At 72.7% G+C, this 14530-nt stretch carries 13 protein-coding genes; 6 read left to right on the top strand and 7 right to left on the bottom strand.

Features of this window, described 5'->3' with window-relative positions; all coding sequences use genetic code 11:
- Window positions 1-34: 34 nt before the first annotated feature.
- The gene (locus ACQ452_RS24435; RefSeq protein ID WP_433387655.1) at window positions 35-427 is read right to left on the bottom strand and encodes a chorismate mutase; all 393 of its coding nucleotides are present in this window, start codon (window positions 425-427) and stop codon (window positions 35-37) included.
- 282 nt (window positions 428-709) lie between these two features.
- On the bottom strand, window positions 710-2560 hold the full coding sequence (locus ACQ452_RS24430; protein ID WP_433387653.1) for a bifunctional metallophosphatase/5'-nucleotidase: 1851 nt from the start codon (window positions 2558-2560) through the stop codon (window positions 710-712).
- 211 nt (window positions 2561-2771) lie between these two features.
- On the opposite strand from ACQ452_RS24430, the gene pcrA reads away from it, so the two are divergent.
- A complete protein-coding gene (gene pcrA / locus ACQ452_RS24425) occupies window positions 2772-5177 on the top strand; it encodes a DNA helicase PcrA (RefSeq protein ID WP_433387651.1) in 2406 nt (801 codons plus the stop codon).
- A 115-nt stretch (window positions 5178-5292) separates the two neighbouring features.
- Here the strand turns inward: pcrA and ACQ452_RS24420 are convergent, their stop codons facing one another.
- Window positions 5293-6177 carry an NAD(P)-dependent oxidoreductase gene (locus ACQ452_RS24420; protein ID WP_433387649.1) on the bottom strand — a complete coding sequence of 295 codons (885 nt, stop codon included), beginning with the start codon at window positions 6175-6177 and terminating at the stop codon, window positions 5293-5295.
- A 49-nt stretch (window positions 6178-6226) separates the two neighbouring features.
- On the opposite strand from ACQ452_RS24420, the gene ACQ452_RS24415 reads away from it, so the two are divergent.
- Window positions 6227-6643, top strand: a complete 417-nt coding sequence (locus ACQ452_RS24415; RefSeq protein WP_433387647.1) for a MerR family transcriptional regulator — start codon at window positions 6227-6229, stop codon at window positions 6641-6643.
- A 127-nt stretch (window positions 6644-6770) separates the two neighbouring features.
- Here ACQ452_RS24415 and ACQ452_RS24410 read toward each other — a convergent pair whose 3' ends face one another.
- Complete coding sequence (locus ACQ452_RS24410; RefSeq protein WP_433387645.1) at window positions 6771-7550, bottom strand: M23 family metallopeptidase; 780 nt, start codon at window positions 7548-7550, stop codon at window positions 6771-6773.
- A gap of 273 nt (window positions 7551-7823) precedes the next feature.
- Window positions 7824-8540 carry a M23 family metallopeptidase gene (locus tag ACQ452_RS24405; RefSeq protein WP_433387643.1) on the bottom strand — a complete coding sequence of 239 codons (717 nt, stop codon included), beginning with the start codon at window positions 8538-8540 and terminating at the stop codon, window positions 7824-7826.
- A 415-nt stretch (window positions 8541-8955) separates the two neighbouring features.
- Here ACQ452_RS24405 and ACQ452_RS24400 point away from each other — a divergent pair, with 415 nt between their 5' ends.
- The 4 genes from ACQ452_RS24400 to ACQ452_RS24385 all read left to right on the top strand — a co-directional run bounded on the left by ACQ452_RS24400 (window position 8956) and on the right by ACQ452_RS24385 (window position 13396).
- Entirely contained in the window at window positions 8956-9360 is a 405-nt protein-coding gene (locus tag ACQ452_RS24400) for a cobalamin B12-binding domain-containing protein (protein WP_433387641.1), read from the top strand.
- Window positions 9361-9842: 482 nt separating this feature from the next.
- Complete coding sequence (gene sucC, locus ACQ452_RS24395) at window positions 9843-11021, top strand: ADP-forming succinate--CoA ligase subunit beta (RefSeq protein WP_433387639.1); 1179 nt, start codon at window positions 9843-9845, stop codon at window positions 11019-11021.
- A 2-nt stretch (window positions 11022-11023) separates the two neighbouring features.
- A complete protein-coding gene (gene sucD, locus ACQ452_RS24390) occupies window positions 11024-11911 on the top strand; it encodes a succinate--CoA ligase subunit alpha (RefSeq protein ID WP_433387637.1) in 888 nt (295 codons plus the stop codon).
- A gap of 228 nt (window positions 11912-12139) precedes the next feature.
- Complete coding sequence (locus ACQ452_RS24385) at window positions 12140-13396, top strand: cell division protein PerM (RefSeq protein ID WP_433387635.1); 1257 nt, start codon at window positions 12140-12142, stop codon at window positions 13394-13396.
- Between the two features lie 60 nt (window positions 13397-13456).
- Here ACQ452_RS24385 and ACQ452_RS24380 read toward each other — a convergent pair whose 3' ends face one another.
- Together ACQ452_RS24380 and ACQ452_RS24375 are read right to left on the bottom strand one after the other, a co-directional pair.
- A complete protein-coding gene (locus ACQ452_RS24380) occupies window positions 13457-14086 on the bottom strand; it encodes a DUF4190 domain-containing protein (protein ID WP_433387633.1) in 630 nt (209 codons plus the stop codon).
- 20 nt (window positions 14087-14106) lie between these two features.
- Window positions 14107-14406, bottom strand: coding sequence for a CD225/dispanin family protein (locus ACQ452_RS24375; RefSeq protein WP_433387631.1), 300 nt, complete (start codon window positions 14404-14406; stop codon window positions 14107-14109).
- Between the last annotated feature and the right edge of the window lie 124 nt (window positions 14407-14530).

Below are 14530 nucleotides of genomic sequence, written 5' to 3'. Positions count from 1 at the left end.
CGCCAGGCCCGGCGGCCCGCTGCCGGCGTACGCCTCACAGGGGGCCGCGGCCCGCGCGGAGCAGCAGCAGCGCGAGCTGCGCGCCGTCGGCGCCGAGGGCGGCCCGGAAGCGCTCCAGGATCTCCCGTTCCCGGGAGAGCACCAGCCGGGTGCCGCCGGAGGCCATCCGGGTCACCCCGACCTCCTGGGAGAGCGCGGCGCGCTCCTGCCACAGCTCGATCAACGTGCGGTCGATCTCGTCGATCCGCTCCCGGATCTCGACGATCCGGGCCGCCGCGGTCGGCTCCGGGGTGCCGGTGCGCGCCTGCGCCCCCGCGCCGCCGGTCGGTGCCGGCGCGTCGACCGGAGACCCGGAGGCGGCCGGGTCGGGCCGGCCCTCCCCGGGCCGGGTCAGACTGCCGTTGGACTCCACCACGCCTGTCATCATCGGGTACCTCTCGCCCTCAGGTGCCCGGTGCCCGGATCCCGGGACGAGAAAGCCCCGGGCTCCAGGAGCCCGGGGCTTTTCGTAGGTCTGGTTGATCAGACGCGACCTACGGCTGCCGGACTCCCGGTGCCGTAGTAAAAGTAGAAGCGCTGATCGAACATGCCGTCGAGTATGCCGACCTCGGGCCGACCCGCGCAAGGACTCGGCGCAACACGTGCCCGACCCGCGGCGGCGACCGGCGGGCGGCCCCGGCGCCGTCGCGACGCCGGGACCGCCCCCGCCTCAGCCCAGGCGGGTGATCCGGTCGGCGGTGCCGGGGGCGACCGGTGCCCCGGCACCCAGGTAGGCGACGAACGCGTCCACGTCGAACCCGGGGGCGGTGCTGCGGGCGGTGCCGGCCTGCAACTCCGTGAAACCGTCCCCGCCGTTGGCGAGGAAGTCGTTCGTGGTCACCCGGTAGCTGGCGGCCGGGTCGACCGGCGCGCCGTCGAACTCCAGGACACTGACCCGCGAGCCCGCCGGGGCCGTGCTGTCGTAGGAGTAGGTCAGCCCGGCGGAGACCTGGAGGATCCGCTGGGTGCTCTGCCCCTTGAAGCCGACGAACTGCTGCTCCAGCACGTTGCGCAACTGCGCGCCGGTGAGGGTCTGGGTGACCACCAGGTTGTTGAACGGCTGGACGGTGAACGCCTCGCCGTAGGTGACCTCGCCAGGGTCCTCGTCGCCGGGGGAGGCCGCGTACGACAGGGAGGCCCGGATGCCGCCCGGGTTCATGAGCGCGATCTGCGCCCCGGCCGACCGGGTGTACGCGAGCTGCGCGTCGGCGATCACGTCACCCAGCGGGCTCTCCCCGTTGGGCCGGACGTCGCGGACGATGTCGGCCGAGATCCGGCCCACCACCCGGTTGGCGATGGGCGCGACGGCCGCGCGGTACTTGTCGGCCAGCGCCTTGGCGCCCGGGTCCACCAGGTCGGGGTTGCGCACATACGTTCCCGGCGCGCTCTCCTGCCAGCCGCCGTCCGGCTTGCGCACGCCGTTCTCGACGACGACGTTGCGGGCGGTGATCCCGGTGAAGCGGCCGGTACGCCGGTCCAGCGAGTAGTCCACGTCCGTGACGATCTGGCCGTTGTTGCCGGCGCTGGTGACCACGCTGCGGGCGCCCGCGGAGTTCGGCAGCGAGCAGGAGTAGAAGCGGTGGGTGTGGCCGGAGACGACCAGCCCGAACTCCGGGCGCAGGCCGCGGACGATGTCCACGATCGGGCCGGAGAAGTTGGCGCAGTCCGAGACGCCCGGGGTGGCCGGCGGCGGCGACTGGGCGCCGCCCTCGTGCACCAGCAGGACCATCGCCTTGACGCCGAAGAGCTTGAGCAGACCGGCCCACTTGTTGGCGGTGGCCACCTCGTCGGTGAACTTCACCGAGGCGATGCCGGCCGGGTTGACGATGTCCGGGGTGCCCTCCAGGGTCACGCCGACGAAGCCCACCGGCACGCCACCGACGAACCGCACGTCGACCGGGGGCAGGACCGGCAGGCCGGTCTTCCGGCTGACCGTGTTGGCCGCCAGGTAGGTGAACTTCGCGCCGGCGAAGCCGTCCCCGTCCTGGCAGCCGTCGACCGGGTGGCAACCGCCCTTGTTGATCCGGATCAGCTCGTCGACGCCCTCGTCGAACTCGTGGTTGCCGACGGAGCTGACGTCCAGGCCGATCTCGTCCATCAGTTCGATGGTCGGCTCGTCGTGGAAGGCGGCGCTGACCAGCGGGGTGGCGCCGATCAGGTCGCCGGCCCCGACGGTGGTCGTGACGCGCCCCTCGGCCCGGGCCTCGGCGCGCAGCTTCTTCAGCCAGGTGGCGAGGTACTCCACGCCGCCGGCGGGGGTGCCGTTGACCGCCGCGCCGCTGCCGCCGGGCGGGTCGATGGCGCCGTGGAAGTCGTTGTAGCTCAGGAAGTTGCCCTTGACCTCGCCGCCGGTGGGGGCGGCGTAGGAGACCGAGACGGGGGTGAGGCCGGCGCCCCGGTCGTCGGCGGGGGCCGGCGCGGGCCGGGAAGCGGTGGACAGCGTGGCGGCGACCGCCAACGCGAGGGCGGGCGCGGCGAGGTGCCGCAGCGCCCCCCGACCGCGCGAACGCGGCTGAGTCATGGTCGTTCTCCCAGTCGTGTACGGGGGAGGAGCTGGATTTTCACCGTCATCGTTCTGCATGGGGGACGATGACGCCAGACGCGACAGGGTGACATCTTCGTCTCAACCGGGCGGGGCGGGGGCCGGTCGGACCGCCTGGCCGGCGGCTCGGTCGGGCGGGGGGTGCGCGCGGCGGGGAAGTGTCCGCCCGGCGGCATAGAATCGCCCTGCGATGCATCCTCTCTTCGACATCCCCGTGTCCCCGTCCGCGCCGGCGCCCGCCCCGACCCCGCCGCACCGGCCCCGGCCGGCGGCTGTCCACCTCGATCCGCAGGAGTTGGTGGAGGGTCTCAACGGGCCGCAGCGTGACGCCGTCACCCATGCCGGCTCCCCGTTGCTGATCGTGGCCGGTGCGGGCTCGGGCAAGACCCGGGTGCTCACCCACCGGATCGCCTACCTGCTCGCGGCCCGCGACGTGCACCCCGGTGAGATCATCGCGATCACCTTCACCAACAAGGCCGCAGGCGAGATGAAGGAGCGGGTCGCCAACCTGGTGGGCGCGCGGGCCCGCCTGATGTGGGTGTCGACGTTCCACTCCGCCTGCGTGCGCATCCTGCGCGCCGAGCACGAGCACGCCGGGCTGAAGTCGACCTTTTCGATCTACGACGCCGACGACTCCCGCCGGCTGATGCAGATGGTGGCCAGGGAGCTCGACCTCGACCCGAAGCGCTACCCGGCGCGCGGGCTGGCCGCCCAGGTCTCCAACCTGAAGAACGAGCTGGTCGACCCGGAGGAGTTCGCGGGCCGCGCCAAGGGCCCCAACGAGCGGGCGCTGGCGGAGGCCTACGCGCTCTACCAGCGCCGGCTGCGCGAGGCACACGCGCTGGACTTCGACGACCTGATCATGACGACGGTGCACCTGCTCCAGTCGCACCCGCACGTCGCGGAGGGCTACCGCCGGCGGTTCCGGCACGTGCTGGTGGACGAATACCAGGACACCAACCACGCGCAATACACGCTGATCAAGGAGCTGGTCTCCGGCACCGAGGGAATCGAGCCGGCTGAGCTCTGCGTGGTCGGCGACGCCGACCAGTCGATCTACGCGTTCCGGGGCGCCACGATCCGCAACATCCTGGAGTTCGAGCGCGACTTCGGCAACGCCCGGACGATCCTGCTGGAGCAGAACTACCGCTCCACCCAGACCATCCTCAACGCGGCCAACGCCGTGATCGACCGCAACACGTCGCGTAAGCCGAAGCGGCTGTGGAGCGAGGCGGGCGCCGGCGAGCCGATCGTCGGCTACGTGGCCGACACCGAGCACGCCGAGGCCGACTGGGTGGCCCGCGAGATCGACCGGCTGGTCGACGCCGACGAGGCCCGGCCCGGCGACGTGGCCGTCTTCTACCGCACCAACGCCCAGTCCCGGGTCTTCGAGGAAGTGTTCATCCGGGTCGGCCTGCCCTACAAGGTGGTCGGCGGGGTGCGCTTCTATGAGCGCAAGGAGGTCCGCGACGCGCTGGCCTACCTGCGCGCGGTGGTCAACGACGACGACACGGTCAGCCTGCGCCGGGTGCTCAACACCCCCCGCCGCGGCATCGGCGACCGGGCCGAGGCGTGCGTGGAGGCGCTGTCCAGCCGGGACCGGATCTCCTTCGGCGCGGCGCTGCGGCGGGCCAGGGACGCCCCGGGCATCTCCAGCCGGGCGGCCAACGGCATCACCGACTTCGTCGCACTGCTCGACGGCGCCCGGGAGCTGGCCGAGACGGGCAGCCCGGAGGAGGTGCTGGAGGCGCTGCTGACCCGCTCGGGCTACCTCACCGAGTTGGAGGAGAGCCTCGACCCGCAGGACGTGGGGCGGGTCGACAACCTCCAGGAGCTGGTCAGCGTCGCGCGCGAATACACCGAGCGGATCGAGGCGCTCGGCGAGGAGGGCGAGCGGGCCACCCTGGCCGGCTTCCTGGAGCAGGTCGCGCTGGTCGCCGACGCCGACCAGCTGCCGACGGACGACCCGGAGCACCAGGGCGTGGTCACCCTGATGACGCTGCACACCGCGAAGGGGCTGGAGTTCCCGGTGGTCTTCCTGACCGGCCTGGAGGACGGCGTCTTCCCACACCTGCGTTCGTTGGGCGACTCGGGGGAGCTGGAGGAGGAGCGCCGCCTGGCCTACGTCGGCATCACCCGGGCCCGCCAGCGTCTGCACCTGTCCCGGGCGGTCACCCGTTCGGCGTGGGGGCAGCCGGCCTACAACCCGCCGTCGCGGTTCCTGGAGGAGCTGCCGCCGGAGCTGGTCCGCTGGGAGCGCACCGAGGGGTCGTACACCTCGTGGGCCGGCGGGGGCGGCGGCGTGGGTGGCCGCGCGGACCGCGTGCCCGGCGGGCGCGGGGGCTTCAACGGCGGTACGCCCAAGGCGGCGCAGCTCGCGAAGCGGCTGGGGGTCGACGCCAGCCGGCTGAGCACGGCGAGCGAGCTGCCGCAGGGGCCGAAGGTGGCCGTCGGCGACCGGGTCAGCCATCAGCGCTACGGCCTGGGTCGGGTGCTCGCCGTGGAGGGGCACGGCCCGGGCGCGCGGGCACAGATCGACTTCGGTGACCAGGCGATGTGGCTGGTGCTGCGGCACGCCCCGATCGACAAGCTTTGAGGCACGCGGGTGCCCGGTCGGCGGCGACGTGACCGGCGGCGCGTAGCCCGGCCCGGCAGTACGCCGGACCGGGCCGTTGTCGTGATAGGGGACCCGCTGGATTGCGCCGGGCCGGTCAGTCGGTACGGGGCCGGCTGAACTCTTCGATCAGCACGGGATACTGCTCCCCACCGTGCCCGGCGGCGATCGCGCGGTCGGCCATCGCTTTGATCAACTTGGGCAGTTCGGCGTTGACGCCCACCGCCTCGCTCTCCTCGATCAGGTGTGCCATCGCCCGCGCGTCGGTCTCCAGGGCCGACACCTCGGCGGGGAAGGAGCCGCTGTCGATCTGCTCGGCATAGCCGGGCAGCCATCCGGCCACCTCCGTGACGATCTGCCGCGCGAACGGCGCATACGTCACGGCGTCCACACCGGCCGTCCTGAGCAGGGCGGTGCCCTGGAGCCAGGCGTTCAGGACGCTCCACATCATGGCGAGGCCGGCCACGTCGTACAGCGAAGCCAGCCCGTGGTCCGGACCAAGATAGGTGACCGTACCGAGCGCGCCCAGGGTCGACCCGTGTGCCTCGAGGTGCGAACCCGGCCCACTGAGCAGGATCACCGCCTCCGCGGTTCCGATCGCCGGCGGGACGGCCATGATGGCACCGTCCAGGTAGTGCGCGCCGCGCTGCTCAGCCCACCGGGCCGTCTCCCGGGCCTGGGCTGAGTCGCCCGAGGTCAGGTTGATCAACGTCGTGCCGGCCAGCTCCACCCCGGTCGCGCGGAGCAGCTCGTGCACGCCGTGATAGTCGGTGACGCAGATGATGGTCAACGGGCTCGCCCTGAACGCGTCGCCGATCGTCGGCGCCAGCCGGGCGCCCTCGGCCACCAGTGGGTCGGACTTGGCGGTCGTACGGTTCCACACGGTGGTGGCATGCCCGGCCCGCATGAACGCGCCGGCCAGTGCCTGGCCCATCAGTCCGAGTCCGATGACTGTCACGGCTGTGTCGGTCTTGTTGTTCATGGCAGCATCGTCGACGTTGATACCGGTGTGAAGGTCAAGCGAGGTCTCGATGCGGATCGGTGAACTGGGTCGCCGAACGGGCGTCAATCCCCATCAGTTGCGCTACTACGAGGCCCAGGGTCTGCTGGAGGCGGAGCGCGGCGCGAACGGTTACCGCGAGTACGGCGACAGCGCCGTGCTGCGGGTGAAGCAGATCCGGCACCTGCTCGGCGCGGGCCTCTCTTCCGAGGACATCGCCTACCTGCTGCCCTGTGCCGTCGGAGAGGACCCGGAACTGCTCGGGTGCCCCGAGCTGCTGGCCGCGATGCGCTCCCGGCTAGGGCGACTGGACGACCAGATGAGCCGGCTCGCGAGATCCCGCGACGCCCTTGTCGACTACATCGACGCGGCCGAGCGTACGGGCAGCGCAAGCTGTCCGCCCTTCGACGAAGCCGGCGTGGGACCGGCGGTCATCGTCGCGGGATGAGCCGTGCGGGAGCAGCGGACCCTCGCCCGCGTCAGGGGTGCCCTGGATCGGTTGGCGCAGCGGCTGTCCGACCAGGCGGGCGCTGCCCTGGCGGCACCATCCGGCAGTCGATGGTGCCGCCAGGCGGTCAGCAGGCCACGTCGATGCCCCGGGCGCGCAGGAACGGCGCGGGGTCGATCTGGTTCCACATCTGATCCTGGTGCACCTCGAAGTGCAGGTGCGGGCCGGTGGAGTCGCCGGTGGACCCCTCCAGGCCGATGGTCTGCCCGGTGGTGACCGTCGCGCCCACGCCCACCTTGGCGGTGCTCAGGTGGGCGTAGTGGGTGAGGTAGCCGTTGCCGTGGTCGACGACGACGGAGATGCCGTACCCGTCGCCGACGTCGCCGGCCTTGGTGACGGTGCCGCCGAAGGCGGCGTGGACGGCGGTGCCGGCGGGCAACGCGAAGTCGATGCCGGCGTGCTGGGTGCCCCAGCGCGGGCCGTAGCAGGAGGTGATCGCCGCGCCCTTCATCGGGATGACCCAGCCGGACTTCGGCTTGCTGGCGCTTGTCGGCTTCGGCTTCGGCTTCGGTTTCGGCTTGGCGGTGGTGGCCTTCGGGCTGGGCTTCGGCGTCGGGCTGGCGGTCGTCGCGCTGGGCGTCGGGCCGGCGGTCGGCGGGCCGGCCGGGGCGTCGGACTCGCGGGCGGAGCGGTCGGCGCGTTCGGCGGCCTCCGCGCGGGCCTGCGTGTCGACGGCGGCGGCCGGCACGGCGGGTTCGTCGTTGCCGGTGGCCGCGAGGGCGGCTCCGCCGAGCCCGATGCCGGCCAGGGCCACCGCGGCGATGATCACGCGGGTACGGCCGGCGATGCGTCGCCGGGACGGCGCGGGTGCGTCGGGGGTGTTCTCGTTCCGAATGTCTTCCTGCACGGCGGACCTTCACTGATCGAGGGGGCACTTGACCTCGAAATACTGGTGTCGGCACGCGGCGTGACGGGTAGCGGGACCGGGCGCCGGTCGGCCGGTGGCGGCCGGGTCGGCCCGTTGCGTCCCGGTTCGGGGGCTTTGATGGCAAAGGTGATCATGGGCCGGGGTGGCGTCGGCCACAGTCGCCGAGATGACCCGGCTCACTGCCGGCGGCGGCGGGCAACGAAAAACCGCCCGGATCGACTGATCCGGGCGGCCAACGGGCGATGCGTAGCGTCAGGACGCGGCTACGTCGCTGTAGTGCGCCTCGATTTGCACCTGGATGTCCACCCCGCGGTCCTTGAGCCATGGCACCGGGTCGAGTGGCTCGCCCTTGACATGCAGCTCGAGATGCAGGTGGGAGCCGTAGGAGTGGCCGGTGTTGCCGACGAGGCCGAGCTGGTCGCCCACCTTCACCTGCTGCCCCTCGCGCACGCTCAGCGCGGAGGAGTGACCGTAGATCGCCTCGCTGCCGTCGGGGTGCTCGACGATGACCGTGTAGCCGTAGCCGCCGAACCAGCCGGCCTTGGTGACGGTGCCGCCGTGGATGGCGCGGTAGGGCGTGCCCTCGGGGGCGACCAGGTCGACGCCGGTGTGCAGCTTGCCCCAGCGCATGCCGTAGGGCGAGTGGAACTCGTAGTCCTGCAGGGGGAGCAGCCAGACGTCCGGCTCGGCGGAGTCCCCGGCCTTGGTCCGGTCGTTGTCGCGCGTCGCGCGGTCGGCGGCGTCGGCGCGGTCCGCGGTGTCCTGGTTGACGGTGGAGGCGGCCTTGAGCTCGTCGAGGACCGCCGGGCTGACGCTCTTGGCGTCGGGCAGGGCTCCCGCGCCGATGGCGACGATGCCGGCGCCGACCAGCGCGGTGGTGACGACGGCCGCGTAGCGGCTGCGTGGGGGGGTGGGTACGCGGCGGCGACCGCGATATCGATCGGGCTCAGACGACAGGCGCTGGCGCACGCACACCCTCCGTTGTCGGGGATCCGAAGCGGCTTCCTCGACGTCCGTGTAACACGGTGAACGTCGGTTGGCCGCGTCGTCACCCGTCGGTGGACCTGATGACAACCGTGGACACGGTAGCCAACGACCAGGCCGGTCACAAGCCGAAGCGCCGAACTGCCGTTGCGATCTGTCCCTTTCCGTCCGCGATTGTCATGGCTAGTACCCCTCGAACGGTGCCCCCCTAACTGCCCGTTCGTCGCGCACCGTGACCGAACGGCGGAGTCGTCCTGCTTGACGACGCAGGTGGTCGGGGTAAGGCGTACCGCCTGTCCGGGGCGGGCCGTGGGCGGTTCGCCGCCCGGATTTCCCGGGCCGGGCCGGGCGGGTTACCGTTCGTTCAGGAAGCCGCGGAGCCGGTGAAAGGGATGCGCTGATGAGCTCTCGTGTTCGGGTCGTCGTCGCCAAGCCGGGCCTGGACGGCCACGACCGCGGCGCAAAGGTCGTCGCGCGCGCCCTTCGGGACGCCGGCATGGAGGTCATCTACACCGGCCTGCACCAGACCCCGGAACAGATCGTGGAGACCGCGATCCAGGAGGACGCCGACGCGGTCGGGCTCTCCGTGCTGTCCGGGGCGCACATGACGCTGTTCCGGCGGGTGGTGGAGCTGCTCGGTGAGCGCGACGCCCGGGACATCGTCGTGTTCGGCGGCGGCATCATCCCCGACGCCGACCTGCCGGAGCTGGAGCGGCTCGGGGTCGCCAAGATCTTCACGCCGGGTGCGACCACCCGGTCGATCGTCGAGTGGGTCCGGCAGAACGTCGCCCAGCCGGTCGGCTGAGCCGCACCGCGGGCCGACGCGCGCGAGCCTTCGCCGGGGTGACCCGGTGGATGCGGCGACGGGTGTCGGTCGGCGGCTGACTCCGGGCAGGGGGAGGGGCCGGACGCACCCCTCACACGTCCGGCCCCTCTATGCACGATGCCCCGCCGCCACCCCTCGACCGACAGGGCATCGGCCGCTTCCCGTCGCCACGCTGCATCAGCGCTCCGACACCTGACTCAACGACGCCCCCCGAAAAGGGGTTACGCCGCCCCGGCAACATCCCCCGGACGGCTGAAATCGGCCCGAAGTCGCGGAAAGCCCCCGCGCCGCCGTGGACTGTGCAGTACCACACAACGCGCACCCGCTCGGTTGCCGGCGGTGTCCATCTCGCTAGGCTGCGCCCAATGGCCTGTTTCAACTGATGACAGGCGTCAAACTGTTTTCATAACGCTGGTGGCGGCGCGACGGCGCGCCGCAGAGACGGGACGGGACGCGCAAACGTGGACCTGTACGAGTACCAGGGGCGGGACCTGTTCGAACGGCACGGCTTGCCCGTGCTCGCCGGCGGCGTCGCCACGACCCCGGAGGAGGCCCGCGCGATCGCCGAACGCCTCGGCGGTCGCGTGGTCGTCAAGGCGCAGGTGAAGGTCGGTGGCCGGGGCAAGGCCGGCGGCGTGAAGCTGGCCGAGGGCGCGGAGGAGACGGTGGCCCGTGCCACCGACATCCTCGGCATGGACATCAAGGGCCACACCGTCCACAAGGTCATGATCACCGTGACCGCGGACGTGGCCGAGGAGTACTACTTCTCCTACCTGCTCGACCGGGCGAACCGCACCTTCCTCTGCATCGCCAGCGTCGCCGGCGGTATGGACATCGAGCAGGTCGCCGCCGAGACCCCGGAGAAGGTCGTCAAGGCCCCGATCGACGCCAACACCGGCGTCGACGAGGCGAAGGCGCGCGAGATCGTCGCCGCCGCCAACTTCCCGGCCGAGGTCGCCGACCAGATCGTCGAGATCGCCGTGGGCCTCTGGAAGGCCTTCGTCGCCGAGGACGCCACGCTGGTCGAGGTGAACCCGCTGGCGAAGACCGGCGAGGGCAGGATGCTGCTGCTCGACGCGAAGATCACCCTCGACGAGAACGCCGCGTTCCGGCACCCGGACCACGAGGCGCTTGTCGACCAGGCCGCGGTGGACCCGCTGGAGCAGGCCGCCAAGGAGAAGGACCTCAACTACGTCAAGCTCGACGGCGAGGTCGGCATCATCGGCAACGGCGCCGGCCTGGTCATGTCGACCCTCGACGTGGTCGCGTACGCCGGTGAGCGGCACGGCGGCGTCAAGCCGGCCAACTTCCTCGACATCGGCGGCGGCGCGAGCGCGGCCGTGATGGCGAACGGGCTGGAGATCGTCCTGTCCGACCCGTCGGTGAAGAGCGTCTTCGTCAACGTCTTCGGCGGCATCACCGCCTGCGACGAGGTCGCCAACGGCATCGTGCAGGCGCTGGCCCTGCTGGAGCAGCGCGGCGAGCGGGTCACCAAGCCGCTGGTCGTCCGCCTCGACGGCAACAACGCCGAGGCCGGCCGGGCGATCCTCGACGACGCGAACAACCCGCTGGTCCAGCGGGTCGACACGATGGATGGCGCGGCCGAGCGGGCCGCCGAGCTGGCGGCTGCGGGGGTCTGACAATGGCTATCTGGCTCACCAAGGACTCGAAGGTCATCGTCCAGGGGATGACCGGTTCCGAGGGTTCCAAGCACACCCGGCGGATGCTCGCCGCGGGCACCAACGTCGTCGGCGGCGTCAACCCGCGCAAGGCGGGGCAGACGGTCGACTTCGACGGCACCGAGCTGCCCGTCTTCGCCGGCGTCGCGGACGCCATGGCGCAGACCGGCGCCGACGTGACCGTGATCTTCGTGCCGCCGCAGTTCACGAAGGGCGCGGTCGTCGAGGCGATCGACGCCGGCATCGACCTGGCCGTGGTGATCACGGAGGGCGTGCCGGTGCACGACACCGCCGCGTTCTGGGCGTACAACGTCGCCAAGGGGGAGCGGACCCGGATCATCGGGCCGAACTGCCCGGGCATCGCCTCGCCGGGCGCCTCCAACGCCGGCATCATTCCGGCCGACATCACCGGCGCCGGCCGCATCGGCCTGGTCAGCAAGAGCGGCACGCTGACCTACCAGATGATGTACGAGCTGCGTGACATCGGCTTCTCGACCTGCGTCGGCATCGGTGGTGACCCGATCATCGGCACCACCCACATCGACGCGCTCGCCGCGTTCGAGGCCGACCCGGAGACCGACGCGATCGTCATGATCGGTGAGATCGGCGGCGACGCCGAGGAGCGGGCCGCCGAGTTCATCAAGGCGAACGTGACCAAGCCGGTGGTCGGCTACATCGCCGGCTTCACCGCGCCCCCCGGCAAGACCATGGGGCACGCCGGCGCGATCATCTCCGGCTCGGCGGGCACCGCCGACGCCAAGAAGAGCGCGCTGGAGGCCGTCGGCGTCAAGGTCGGCAAGACCCCGACCGAGACGGCCAAGCTCATGCGGGAGATCATGTCCGCGGGTTGAGCCGACCGACGTACGACCGGAGGGCCGACCGTTCGCGGTCGGCCCTCCGGGGCGTTGACGGGGTGGGCGGGCCCCGGCCGCACGTGCGGCGGGTGACCGCCACCGCCGGCCCGGCCGACGATGTCGAGCAGCCGATCAGGGGCGGAGGACGGTGGATCATGCAACTCGTCGCCGTTGCGGGGCGGTATCGGACTGCCACCGCCGCCCCGGCGTGCCAGAGTAGACGCGATGTCCTCCGTCACCCCTGATCAGCCCAGCCGCCCCGGCGTCCGGCCGGCCGCGCCCGCGGGGCGGGGCCGGCGGGCGCCCACGGCGCGGGCCGGCGAGCCGCGCCGCAGCCACGCCCCGCTCGCCGTCGCCGCCGGGGTCGCCGCCGGCTGGGCGGCGCTCACCTCGTGGCTACCGGTCGTGGTCGTGCTCTGGCTGTTCCAGCTCAGCGAGGGCGCCGCCTCCGTGCCGGGCGCGCTGCGCGCCGGGCTGGCCGGTTGGCTGCTCGGGCACGGCGTACCGCTGGACACCGCCGCCGGCCCCCTCCGGCTGGCGCCGCTGGCGCTGACCGCGCTGGTGCTCTGGCGGCTGACCCGCGCCGGCGTGCACGCCAGCCGGGCCATCGGCGCGCGGGGCGGACGCTCGCCCCGGCAGGCACTCCTCGCGGCCGGCGCGGTCGGCGTCGCGTACGCGCTGCTCGGGGTGCTCGCCGCGGTGCTGGTCGGCGCGGCACCGGTGCGCGCCGGGCTCACCCTCGCGGTGCTCGGCACGCTCGCGGCCCTGGTCGGCTCGGCGCGGACGACGCACGCCGCCCGGCTGCTCGCCGCGCGGTCCCCGGCGGCGGTACGCGACGGAATCCGCACCGGGCTGGTGGCCGGGCTGCTGCTGTTCGGCGCCGGGGGCGCCGCGGCGGGCCTCGCCGTGGCCATCGGCGGCGGGGACGCCGCCGACCTGATCGGGGCCTACCGCACCGGCGTCGCCGGCCAGGCCGGGATCACGCTGGTCAGCCTCGCCTACGCGCCCAACGCCACGATCTGGTCGGTCAGCTACCTGCTCGGTCCGGGTTTCGCCGTCGGCGTCGACACGGCGGTACGCACCAGCGAGGTCTCCGTGGGGGCGCTGCCGGCCGTACCGCTGCTGGCCGGGCTGCCGCGCGGGCCGGTCGACGGGCTCGGGGCGGGGCTGCTCGCGGTGCCGGTCCTCGCCGGGATGGCCGCGGGCTGGCTGCTCGCCCGCCGGCTGCTCCGGCTCGCCGCCAGCGACCGGGCACCGCTGCGCTGGGGGCCGCTGCTCGCCCCGGCGGCGCTCGCCGGCCCGGTCGCCGGCCTGCTGCTGGGTGCCGCCGCGGCCGCCTCCGCCGGTTCGCTCGGCGGCGGCCGGCTGGCCCAGGTGGGGCCCGTCGCCTGGCAGGTGGCGGCCGTGGCGACCGCTGTGGTCACGGCCGGGGCGCTGATCGGCGCCGCCGCGACCCGGGCGCTGTCCCGCGCGCCCCGCTGAGGGGCCGCCGACGGCGAGGGGCGCCCCGGCCGAAGCCGGGACGCCCCTGTCGCCCGACGATCAGAGCTGGTTGGGCAGGCTGCTGAAGGCGCCGCCGACGAACAGGACGATCTGGAGCAGGCCCAGCACCACACCGATGGCGCCGCAGATCAGGCCGGCGACGGCCTGCCCGTTGTTGTCGGCCAGCCCCTGGGCGGCCTTCTGCTTGCCCAGCCACCCGGTCACCAGCGCGCCGATGCCCAGCGGGATGCCGAGATAGCAGCAGACCAGCGGGATCGACGCGATGCCGAGGATCATCGACACCAGACCGAGGGTGTTCTGCTGCTGCCCCGGCCCCTTTCCGACGAATCCCGCGTTCGGGTACATGGGCGGCGGGTAGGCCTGCTGCCCGTACGGGGCCTGGTACGGCTGCTGCTGCGCGTACGGATCCTGGTACGGCTGCTGGCCGTAGGGCGGACCGGACGGCTGCTGGCCGTAGGGCGGACCCGACGGCTGCTGGCCGTAGGGCGGACCGGACGGCTGCTGGCCGTACGGGTCCGGCTGGCCGTACGGGTCCGGCTGCCCGTACGGGACCTGCGGCGCCGCGTACGGGTCGTTCGGCTGACCGTACGGCGCCGCCGGCGGCGGCGTGTGCGGGTCGTGGTGCGGCTGCTGGCCGTACGGATCCTGACCAGGGTGACCGGGCTGCATGCGACTCCTCGTCCGATCTGTCAGTAGCTGCTGGTGGAGGTGTCGCCGCCCATCAGGCCGGCGAGCCCGCCGAGCAGGCAGCACACCAGCACGATCACGTACCAGCTGATGCCGACGATGAGGGCCCACTTGGACCACTTCTTCGACTCGGCGGCGGCGGCCTGGGCCCCGGCGTAGTCGCCCTGCTGCAGCGCCGGGTTCACCTTGGAGGCATTGATGATCGCTGGAATGGCCAGCGGCCAGAAGAGGAAGATGGCGACGATCGACATCGTCATGTTGTTGTCGACGTGCGGGGGCTGCTGGTGGTATCCGGGCTGCATCTCGGCGTCTCCTCATTCCACTCGGCGCCCCTGCGGGGGGCCGGATCACTGACGGGTGCGGGCCGGATGTCGCCGGGCCCGAGCGACCGGCAGCGTACCTGGTCCGGGCCATTCCCGTCGTCGG

The organism is Micromonospora sp. KLBMP9576 (assembly GCF_050941805.1).
Lineage (GTDB): Bacteria > Actinomycetota > Actinomycetes > Mycobacteriales > Micromonosporaceae > Micromonospora.
The sequence above is the reverse complement of the archived record's forward strand: the minus strand, read 5'-3'. Positions and strand labels throughout refer to the sequence as shown.

What these genes read in the sequence shown, in the direction of transcription:
- ACQ452_RS24435 (WP_433387655.1), bottom strand. Translation starts at nt 427, where the DNA reads ATGATGACAGGCGTGGTGGAGTCCAACGGCAGTCTGACCCGGCCCGGG.
- ACQ452_RS24430 (WP_433387653.1), bottom strand. Translation starts at nt 2,560, where the DNA reads ATGACTCAGCCGCGTTCGCGCGGTCGGGGGGCGCTGCGGCACCTCGCC.
- pcrA (WP_433387651.1), top strand. Translation starts at nt 2,772, where the DNA reads ATGCATCCTCTCTTCGACATCCCCGTGTCCCCGTCCGCGCCGGCGCCC.
- ACQ452_RS24420 (WP_433387649.1), bottom strand. Translation starts at nt 6,177, where the DNA reads ATGAACAACAAGACCGACACAGCCGTGACAGTCATCGGACTCGGACTG.
- ACQ452_RS24415 (WP_433387647.1), top strand. Translation starts at nt 6,227, where the DNA reads ATGCGGATCGGTGAACTGGGTCGCCGAACGGGCGTCAATCCCCATCAG.
- ACQ452_RS24400 (WP_433387641.1), top strand. Translation starts at nt 8,956, where the DNA reads ATGAGCTCTCGTGTTCGGGTCGTCGTCGCCAAGCCGGGCCTGGACGGC.
- sucD (WP_433387637.1), top strand. Translation starts at nt 11,024, where the DNA reads ATGGCTATCTGGCTCACCAAGGACTCGAAGGTCATCGTCCAGGGGATG.
- ACQ452_RS24385 (WP_433387635.1), top strand. Translation starts at nt 12,140, where the DNA reads ATGTCCTCCGTCACCCCTGATCAGCCCAGCCGCCCCGGCGTCCGGCCG.
- ACQ452_RS24380 (WP_433387633.1), bottom strand. Translation starts at nt 14,086, where the DNA reads ATGCAGCCCGGTCACCCTGGTCAGGATCCGTACGGCCAGCAGCCGCAC.
- ACQ452_RS24375 (WP_433387631.1), bottom strand. Translation starts at nt 14,406, where the DNA reads ATGCAGCCCGGATACCACCAGCAGCCCCCGCACGTCGACAACAACATG.